Origin of the sequence: Ralstonia sp. A12 (assembly GCF_000801955.1) — a bacterium.
GTDB lineage: Bacteria > Pseudomonadota > Gammaproteobacteria > Burkholderiales > Burkholderiaceae > Ralstonia.
Genome location: NZ_JSZO01000047.1, coordinates 1 through 8,710, shown reverse-complemented (window position 1 = coordinate 8,710; position 8,710 = coordinate 1). Strand labels below are relative to the sequence as shown.

The window sequence follows — 8,710 nt, the reverse complement described above, 5'->3', positions numbered from 1 at the left end:
CGGGCACGGGCACGGGCACCCAATTCAAGTCCGGCAGACACTTGGCCGCTTGGCTCGGGCTGGTTCCCAAGGAATTCTCAACCGGCGGTAAGCAGCGCCTGCTTGGCATCAGCAAGCGCGGAACCCCCTATCTGCGGAAACTGCTGGTTCACGGCGCTCGCGCCTGTGTGTGCAACCTAGACCGGACCAAAGACCATCTCGGTATCTGGATAGGCCGCATGGAGGCAAAGGGGATACACCGAAACAAGGTTATCGTCGCGCTTGCGAACAAGCTCGCGCGCATCGCTTGGGGGGTTCTGACCCATCAGGGTACGTTCTACCTCCGGCAACCACAGCAGCAATAGACTCGTCACCAACCCTCTTCAAAGTTTGCTTGCCTGCACCTGATGACGAAACAGCGCAACGGCGTTCGGTAAACCCGGGACAAAAAAGGCGAATTATGTCGTTGACTAAAGGCCCATCTTCGTCAGCGAACACATCGCGTGGGGTTGGGTAGCCACCCAACCCCTTCCTACGAATCCACACCAGGTCAACGAAGCCCCAACGCGTTGTAAGCCTTGCGGCAATTCGCATCGACGCTATTGGTCATGGCGAGGGATGTCACGATAGTGACTACCTGTTGCTTCAAGAGGGGTGTCAGTTGGGATTCAGCACAGGCGGCAGCTATGCCGTCGTAGCCCTTCGTTTTTAGCCCCGCCCGTAGCATCTCCCGCAACTTATCAACATCCTGCTGTGTGCTGCGTATTTGCGGCGCATTAGACGGTGATACGTTGAGCGCGTTCTGATTGCAGGCGTCGAGTGCCCTGAAGTACTTTTCACACGCGGGTGGCAGGGTCTGAGCCGCGGTCAGCCCAGTGAACAAAGCTCCAGCAGCGAAGGCACAAAGGTCTCTTAGGGAAATCGTCATAGGCGTAGGCGTCGTTGGTTGTTCATCGCATTGAGATGATATGTCAACCAATCAGGTTGATATCAAGTCAACGTTCATCGCATTGGGTTGAAGTGACAACCCATCAGTGTGTTACGCCCAACGGGTGGATGGACGACCATCGACGCCCTATAGCGACACTCATGGGCCTGACGACGTGACAACGAACGAAGAGAGACGCGTACAGAGGGAAGAGATGCGTGCGCAGGAGATCGGCAAGGTCATCGCCGACAAGCGTGTCAAGGCTGGGCTGACACAGGAACAGGTTGGCGAGAAGCTGGGGATAGGAAACGAGGCTGTTTCCCGCATGGAGCGAGGTGTTGCTCCGCCCAGCGTATCCAGGCTCTATGACCTGGCGAAACTGTTTGACTGCGGAGTGGCGGACTTCTTCCTCGTTGGAAGTGCGCTGAAGTCAGACCAGGCACAGCGCATCGTTCAGATACTAGAACCGTTAGGGCTGACAGATCGACGGATGCTGATCGAGGGACTGGCTCACCTGGCACAACGCCTGGCAAAGCGTCCTATCAAGGAAAAGGACAAGGATTGGTTTGCTCCTGACTGATCCGATAGCTACGACGCCTGTTGTAGTGACGCCAATTTGAGCATTGACGCACGGAAGGTTGATAAAATCGTGCGGTTTTACTAGTTTTCTGAAGGGGCCGGAGCCCCTCCACCTTACGCGTTAAATGTTGAACAACACACGGCCGCCACGCGAACGCCAGTGTGAGCGAACCCGAACTCGACGACCTCGGCTTGTAACCCGGATGTGACTCGTAACGCGAATATCGCGTCGAATTTTGGGCGGACTAAGCCCTGCATTTTGTGGCTTTAAAGCCACCCTTATTGATCGAAGGCGAACAGATTTCATAAAGCTCCTTTAGAGAGGGCGCTTGTTGAAAAGCTCGCTGTTAGAGCAGCGAGTACCAGACCCACGGGTGCGCGGAAACGCACCTGTGTGGTCGCCCATTTCTGAGCCTCTCGATTTTACCGGGAGGCTTCGATGTCGCAAAATTGGGGAATTAGCGTGTGTAGCTCTTCCGCACATCACGCACGCAAACTCCAATACGACAGCTTCTTCCCTTCCGTGCCCATCAAAGCAACCTGCATACGCCCTTGGTCAGTTAGCTCCCGCGTATTCCAGCGGAAGTCGAACTCGGTCAGGTAGCGATGCAAATGCTTCTCGCTGACTTGATGGAAAGTGCCGTAAAGGCCACGCTTCAACACCGCGAAACTTGATTCAACCGTATTGGTTGTCACATCACCGCGCGCATATTCCCGCGCTCCGTGATTGACGGTCTCGTGGCTTCCAAAGTCCCTGTTGATCCTCTTGTAGATCGCCGCTTCGTCCGTCATCACACGGGCGTCAGCAGAAATGTTGGCTTTGAGGATTGGCGTAACCGTTGCCGCCTTCACGTCCTGCAAGTGGAACGAGCGCTTCTCTCCCTTGCGTTCGACCATGGAAAGAATCTTCATCTTGTGAGCGTATCCACGGGCGCCGTAGCGCTGCTTGCCCTTGTTGCCCCAGTAGGTCTCGTCTACTTCCACCGGCGCCGAATTACCAAGCGGCCGATCAGGTTTGGTTGCCATTGCTTCTCGCACTCGATGGCACATGAACCATGCAGTCTTGTACGAGACGCCGACCATTCGGTGCACCTGCATCCCGCTGATCCCCTTCTTGCTCGACGCGATCAGGTGGAAGGCGAATAACCACTTGTTGAGTGGAACATGCGATCCCTCAAAGATCGTTCCAATCGTGACGGTAAAGGTGCTCTTGCAGCCGCCGCAGCAATACAACCCGGGACGATGGTTCTTGCTGGCGGTTGGGCTAGTCTTCTTGCCGTCCCCGCATTTCGGACATTTCCGCTTCCTCGGCCAACGCGGGGCCTCTAGATATTCAATCGCGGCTTCTTCATCCGCGAAGATCGAATGTAGTTCTTCCGAATCTAGTTCTTCTAGGTTGAACCTCAAGATTCCCCCACGGAAAAATCATCATGTAAATATGATAAATACAGGCTATTACATTATAACATTTAGTATACAAAATCTATCAAACGAGGTAGACGATAGCCGTGTGCCGGGGCGCGTTGTATACCCACGACAAATGGAAAAGGGCCTGAAGATTCAGGCCCTTGACAAAATCGGAAACGATTATGAGGTTAATTATATGGAGGGCTGCGAAAACCCTACGGAAAATGACCGTACAGCATACACAGGTCGTCACCCAACCCGTTGCGTTGACGAAGATGCTCCTTTAGTCAACGACATAATTCGCCAAAAAAGCGGCCCTCATGGCCGACCCACTTATTGGGAACCGAGCGCGCATATCCCATCATGGCCTTGCTGCCAAAAGCAGCTGACTCGCGAGAGGCCGGATACATTTACGCAAACTGCTTCGTTGTGCCTGTGCTCGCTTGCAAAACCGGGGCGGACCATACATTTTTTGCCCGACCGTACTCCACGGCTTCGCGAAGAATCTCGTTCTCCATCGTCTTCTTGCCAAGCATGCGCTGCAGTTCACGGACTTGCTTGAGCGCTTCGGCCAACTCGGAGGCCGGCACCACTTCCTCGCCTGCACTCACCGCCGACAGGCTCCCGTCCTGGTACAGCTTGCGCCACTGGAACACCTGGTTCGGATTCCCCCGTGCTGGCGCGCCACCATCGAGACCGTCTTGCCCGGCTCGAAGCTCTCCCTGACCATTGCCAGCTTCTCTTCCACCGACCACCGCCGGCGCCGCTCCGGGCCCGTCAACACTTCCATCACTTCTTGCTTGCTGCTAGTCATAAACACAGTCGTATGCCTACCCGTAGTTTAAGTGGGTGACTGTGTCCGGCGATTCAGGGGGCCGCTCCACAAAAAGCAAATGGCCATCCGGCAGTCGAACCAAGCAACAGACGCCTGTATCAGTCCAAATCAGAGCGTTCTTTAGAGCGGTCGGCATAGCAAACGAAAGATGGCTGTCCATATGCGCTGCAAGCCCGGCTGCGCAAGCAGTTGGTGCATCACCTTTGACGGTGCCACTGGCAACGTAAGCGTGGCCTGATGGCCGTCTTGCTTTAGCATTCGATCTTCTGACACGAGGATCGACAGCATGCCGCTGGAGCCGCTTTACGTTACGAACCGGGTCGTTGTCATCATCCTGCCCAAGGCGCCGTTCGTCGAATGGATCAACGCGACTGATCCCACTCCAGCCAATGCCTCCGTCACGTTCGAGGATGCGCGCGAGGAGCCGTCCGCCTTCCTGATTCCCACGGATGGCACTGACGAGCCAGGTAAGCGCTGGATTCAGCGGAACTGGAAGGTGGCTTTTGAGCAGTTGCTGGAGGACTGGTATGTCGATCCAGATCTATGGCCGCGCAACCGGACGCTCAAGATGTTCCGGCAGTGGTGCGAGGTTTGCATCCACACCATTGTGCTGGACTACGCCGATACGCCGCTTGAGTACGACGACTGATCCAGATGCCACGGTAGTAGTTCGTCGATCCGGTTGATCGGATGGTCTGCAACGCGCGTGAGCACGGCGCGCAGATACGCCTCAGGATCGATGCCGTTGAGCTTGGCTGTACCGATCAGACTGTAGATGGCAGCCGCGCGTTCACCGCCCGAGTCGGCGCCGGCGAACAGGTAATTGCGGCGCCCGATGGCCACACCGCGCAATGCGCGCTCAACCGGCAGGTTGTCGATCTCCAGGTGCCCATCGTCGCAATAGCGCGTGAGTGCCGGCCACCGGTTCAGGGCGTAGAGGATCGCCCGGCTCGTGTCGGATTTGCGCGAGAGCGTTTCCAGTGTGGCACTCAGCCATGCCTGGAGTTGATCGAGCAAGGGCTTGGCGTGCGTTTGCCGGTACGTTCGCCGCTCATCGGGTGGTTTCCCCCGGATCGATTCTTCAACCTTGTACAGCGCGCCGATGCGTTCCAGCGCTCCGGTATTCAAGGCATTCGGCCGTGCAGCATGCAATTCGTAGAACTGCCGTCGGGCATGAGCCCAGCACGCCGCTTCAGCCACGCGTCCGGTTTTGTAGATCGCCTGGTAACCGCCGTAGGCATCGGCCTGCAGTGTGCCGTTGAACGATGCGAGGTGCCGCTGCGGATGGATGCCCTTGCGATCCGGTGTATAGGCGAACCAGACGGCCGGTGGCGTCGTGTCGCCTGCGTTCCGGTCGTCGCGCACGTAGACCCATAGCCGTCCGGTTTTCGTCTTGCCATTGCCCGGTGCCAGCACCGGTACCGGCGTATCGTCGGCATGCAGCTTCGTTGCCGCCATGACGTGCCGACGTAACGCGTCGACCAACGGTTGCAGCAGGTTCGCGGTGTGGCCGACCCATTTCGCTAGCAGCGAGCGAAATGGGTCGATGCCCTCGCGCGCATAGATCGCCGACTGGCGATACAGCGGCAGATGGTCCGCGAACTTTGAGACGAGCACATGGGCCAGCAAGCCCGGACCAGCCAGGCCACGCTCGATGGGGCGGCTCGGCGCAGCGGCTTGTTCGATGTGATCGCAGCACGTGCACGCCAGTTTGGGGCGCACATGGCGAATCACGCGGAAGCTTGCCGGTACATATTCAAACTGTTCGGAGACGTTTTCACCGAGCAGCTTCATGCGGCCACCACACGCCGTGCAGGCTTCACCCGATTCCGGCCAGTGAGTCAGGATCTCGCGGGGCAGATGCTCGGGCAGTGGTGTGCGTGGTGTCTGTTCCGGCGCCTTGCGTGGCGTCTTTGGAACCTCGATGGGAGTTGCGCCTTCATCAGCCTCGAGCTCTTCCAGTCGCAACTCGAGCTGTTCGATCTGGTGGTCGAGCTTCTCGGAGCTACGACCGAACTGCATGCGGCGCAACTTCGCGATCAGCAGTTTCAGGTGCTCGATCTCGGCCTTGGCTGTAGCGTTTGCCGCCTTGTGCGATTCGACCACGTCTTCCAGATGTCCGATGCGTGCATCGCGCTCAAGCAGCAAGGCCTTGAGCGCTTCGATGTCATCTGGATAGGCGTCTGCCGCAGTCATGCCGGCAGTTTACGCGGCGACTGGTAGGTTTACAACGCCGATGTCGGCTCCGCCGTACGGACTGGCTGTCGCCAGTCGATGTCTTCGAGCAGCATCGACAGTTGTGCCTGGCTCAGGCACACCACGCCACCATCGGCACGTGGCCACACAAACCGGCCACGCTCCAGCCGCTTCATCAGCAGGCACATGCCATCACCGCTCCACCACAGCACTTTGACCAGATCGCCGCGTTTGCCTCGGAACACGAACACGTGGCCACTGAACGGATCTCGCTCCAGCACGGTCTGGACCTTGGCGGCCAAGCTGTTGAAGCCCGAACGCATGTCGGTCACGCCAGCGGCCAGCCAGATCTTCGTGCGGCTGGGTAGACCGATCATGCTGCCGATCCCGACGTGCTGCGCAGCATGCGCAGTACCAGCAGTAGCGTGCCTTCGTCAGGCGAGCCTTCGATGCGCACGCGGGTGTTGCCCACGCTGATCTCAATGGCGCCCGCAAAAGCAGCACTGCCAACTGGCGCCGGGCCTGGCTGCTCGAACTCTTGCACCGGTGCTTCCACTGTCACGGGCAGCAAACCGACCGGATCATATTCACCAGCATGCAGTGCCCGGCGCCATTTGAAGACCAGGTTCGGGTTCAACCCGTGCTCCATCGCCAAACGCGCCACCGATACGCCGGGCTCACAGGCCAGCTTGGCCAACCGTCGTCGGAATTCGATGGGGTGATTCGGGATGCCTTTGCGTGACCTTCTCTTCGGCGCTTCTGTTGTCACTGTGGTCTCCACTACTAATGTGATGGTCCCCTCCACTCTGCGAGCGGATACGCTTGTAGGGTGTTTTCGTTTCTGGCGCGGGAGATCATCATGGAAAGCGTAACGCTGATAGGTATCGATCTGGGCAAGCACTCGTTTCACCTACACGGTCAAGACCGTCGAGGCAAGGCTGTGTTTTGCAAGAAGGTGAGCCGCAGGCAGTTGTACGAATTCTTCGCCAAGTTCCATGCTTGCACGGTAGTCATGGAATCCTGTGCTGGAGCGCATTACCTAGCCCGCAAGCTGGCGGATTTCGGCCATCAGGTCAAACTCATCTCGCCGCAGTTCGTGAGACCGTTCGTCAAGAGCAACAAGAACGATTTTGTGGATGCCGAGGCGATCTGCGAAGCGGCCTCGCGTCCGTCGATGCGTTTCGTGACACCAAAGACGGAATCGCAGCAGACCTTGTCGGTACTGCACAGACTGCGCGAATCGCTGGTGCATGATCGCACAAAGGCTATCAATCAGATGCACGGATTCCTGCTCGAATTCGGTATCAGCCTGCCGACCGGCTTGGCGATCATCAAGCGCTTGCCGGCGGTACTGGCTGAACATGCGCTGCCGCCTTATCTAGTCAGCACGCTCGAGCGTCTGCACGCACATTTCAAGTATCTCGATGGGCAAATCGGCGAGATCGAGAAAGAGATTCGCCAGCAACTGGCGGACGACGAACTTGGCCAGAGACTACTGAGCATTCCAGGGGTTGGCCCGATTACGGCAAGTGTCCTGGCGGCAGAGATGGGTGACGGCCAGCAATACGGATGCAGTCGCGACTTTGCCGCATCGGTCGGCCTCGCACCACGGCAGTACAGCACTGGCGGCCGAGCCAATTTGCTGGGTATCAGCAAGCGTGGCGACAAGAATCTGAGGCGTTTGCTGGTGCAATGCGCCCGGGCTTACATGCAGCGCTTGGACCGGCAGACAGGTCGGTTGGCCGACTGGGTGCGATCTCTACTAACGCGTCGGCATTCCAACGTGGTGGCCTGTGCGCTTGCAAACAAGCTAGCGCGAACTGCCTGGGCGCTGGCGACGCACGGCACGACTTTCGAAACGGAAGGCTCCGGCATGCCAGCCTGAACCCTCCATTCACCGCAGTACCAACGTATCCATCTGATTTTGCGACGACTGAAATTTGATGACGTGAACGGCACAACGGCCTGACAGACACCCTGGCCACCAAATCGGCTCTCGAGGCCGAACTACTTTTAAGAACTGTCAGGCGCGACTCTCATCGTGGCGCGGGGAGCCATCCCCTCAATGACGCCGGATAGATTTTGGCAAGCCAACCACACCGTCAAAGATCAGGGTTGCAAAAACGGAGGGGACCATAGATTTGGTGGAGACCACTCTGGCAACTTCCTCTCACACCGTCGAGACGGTGCTGGGGACTCGCTTACCTGGCAACCAACACCAGACCCTTTGGTGTCGCAACAGCGGCGCCTCGTAAGCCTGAACAGTGCTGAGCCAGTTCGCAGAAGACATCATGAATGGTTAGAAGCGGAAACGCGCTCAATGACAGTCGCCCGTCGGGCCACTGCAGAATGTCATCAGGCGGCGGCCGAGTTGCAATAATGCCGAACTTGTTGATTTGCACCGAATCCTGACCCACCGGAGGTAGGTTCTTGCATCGAATGTTGACCCACGTATAGAGCGCAGTCCCGCTCGGCAGCAAGCGGGAGATCGGAGTGATCGACTTGGCCATACCGAGCATCATTCGACGCTGGCATCTTCGCGACCAGTTCCCGCTGCGCGAAATCGCCAGGCGCCTGGGTATCCCCAGGAACACGGTCAGGCGCTACCTGCGCGCTGATGTCACAGCACCGGCCTATCCTGCATGCCAGAGTCCGAGCAAGCTTGATGACCATGCCGCCAAGCTCTCCGATTGGCTCAAGACCGAGGCCAACAAGCCGCGCCAGCAACGGCGCACGCTCAAGCAGATCCACGCCGATCTGTGTGCTGTGTGACCCTGCCTCGATTC

10 protein-coding genes and 2 pseudogenes are annotated in these 8,710 nt (G+C 57.9%); 5 read left to right on the top strand and 7 right to left on the bottom strand.

Annotated elements, in window-relative coordinates; translation table 11 throughout:
* The coding region (locus PI87_RS27780; protein ID WP_039600979.1) for an IS110 family transposase at window positions 1-344 on the top strand (344 nt) is incomplete at its 5' end.
* A 185-nt stretch (window positions 345-529) separates the two neighbouring features.
* Here the strand turns inward: PI87_RS27780 and PI87_RS27775 are convergent.
* Window positions 530-907 (bottom strand): hypothetical protein, encoded by a 378-nt coding sequence (locus tag PI87_RS27775; RefSeq protein WP_039600978.1) that lies wholly within the window; start codon window positions 905-907, stop codon window positions 530-532.
* 214 nt (window positions 908-1,121) lie between these two features.
* Between PI87_RS27775 and PI87_RS27770 the strand changes: the two genes are divergently transcribed.
* The gene (locus tag PI87_RS27770) at window positions 1,122-1,487 is read left to right on the top strand and encodes a helix-turn-helix domain-containing protein (protein ID WP_052321812.1); all 366 of its coding nucleotides are present in this window, start codon (window positions 1,122-1,124) and stop codon (window positions 1,485-1,487) included.
* 482 nt (window positions 1,488-1,969) lie between these two features.
* Here PI87_RS27770 and PI87_RS27765 read toward each other — a convergent pair whose 3' ends face one another.
* Both PI87_RS27765 and PI87_RS27760 read right to left on the bottom strand, forming a co-directional pair.
* Window positions 1,970-2,893 carry an IS1595 family transposase gene (locus PI87_RS27765; RefSeq protein WP_052321811.1) on the bottom strand — a complete coding sequence of 308 codons (924 nt, stop codon included), beginning with the start codon at window positions 2,891-2,893 and terminating at the stop codon, window positions 1,970-1,972.
* Window positions 2,894-3,333: 440 nt separating this feature from the next.
* Window positions 3,334-3,683 (bottom strand): annotated as a pseudogene (locus tag PI87_RS27760) (transposase); the annotation flags it as partial.
* A 331-nt stretch (window positions 3,684-4,014) separates the two neighbouring features.
* Between PI87_RS27760 and PI87_RS27755 the strand changes: the two are divergent.
* Complete coding sequence (locus tag PI87_RS27755; RefSeq protein ID WP_039600977.1) at window positions 4,015-4,377, top strand: hypothetical protein; 363 nt, start codon at window positions 4,015-4,017, stop codon at window positions 4,375-4,377.
* Here the strand turns inward: PI87_RS27755 and tnpC are convergent.
* Genes tnpC through tnpA form a run of 3 tightly spaced genes read right to left on the bottom strand, consistent with a single transcriptional unit; the run spans window position 4,344 to window position 6,705 of the window.
* The gene (tnpC, locus tag PI87_RS27750) at window positions 4,344-5,924 is read right to left on the bottom strand and encodes an IS66 family transposase (RefSeq protein ID WP_039600976.1); all 1,581 of its coding nucleotides are present in this window, start codon (window positions 5,922-5,924) and stop codon (window positions 4,344-4,346) included. The genes PI87_RS27755 and tnpC overlap by 34 nt on opposite strands.
* A 29-nt stretch (window positions 5,925-5,953) precedes the next feature.
* Complete coding sequence (tnpB, locus tag PI87_RS27745) at window positions 5,954-6,301, bottom strand: IS66 family insertion sequence element accessory protein TnpB (protein WP_039600975.1); 348 nt, start codon at window positions 6,299-6,301, stop codon at window positions 5,954-5,956.
* Complete coding sequence (gene tnpA, locus PI87_RS27740; protein ID WP_039600974.1) at window positions 6,298-6,705, bottom strand: IS66-like element accessory protein TnpA; 408 nt, start codon at window positions 6,703-6,705, stop codon at window positions 6,298-6,300. Before tnpA ends, tnpB begins: the two co-directional genes overlap by 4 nt.
* A gap of 78 nt (window positions 6,706-6,783) precedes the next feature.
* Between tnpA and PI87_RS27735 the strand changes: the two genes are divergently transcribed.
* The gene (locus tag PI87_RS27735; RefSeq protein ID WP_039600973.1) at window positions 6,784-7,809 is read left to right on the top strand and encodes an IS110 family transposase; all 1,026 of its coding nucleotides are present in this window, start codon (window positions 6,784-6,786) and stop codon (window positions 7,807-7,809) included.
* A 316-nt stretch (window positions 7,810-8,125) separates the two neighbouring features.
* Here the strand turns inward: PI87_RS27735 and PI87_RS29355 are convergent, their stop codons facing one another.
* Window positions 8,126-8,434: a hypothetical protein gene (locus PI87_RS29355; protein ID WP_157003280.1), complete on the bottom strand. Its 309-nt coding sequence runs from the start codon at window positions 8,432-8,434 to the stop codon at window positions 8,126-8,128.
* Here PI87_RS29355 and PI87_RS27730 point away from each other — a divergent pair.
* Window positions 8,418-8,693, top strand: a pseudogene (locus PI87_RS27730) (helix-turn-helix domain-containing protein); the annotation flags it as partial. The gene PI87_RS29355 and the pseudogene PI87_RS27730 sit on opposite strands and share 17 nt — an antisense overlap.
* Window positions 8,694-8,710 lie beyond the last annotated feature (17 nt).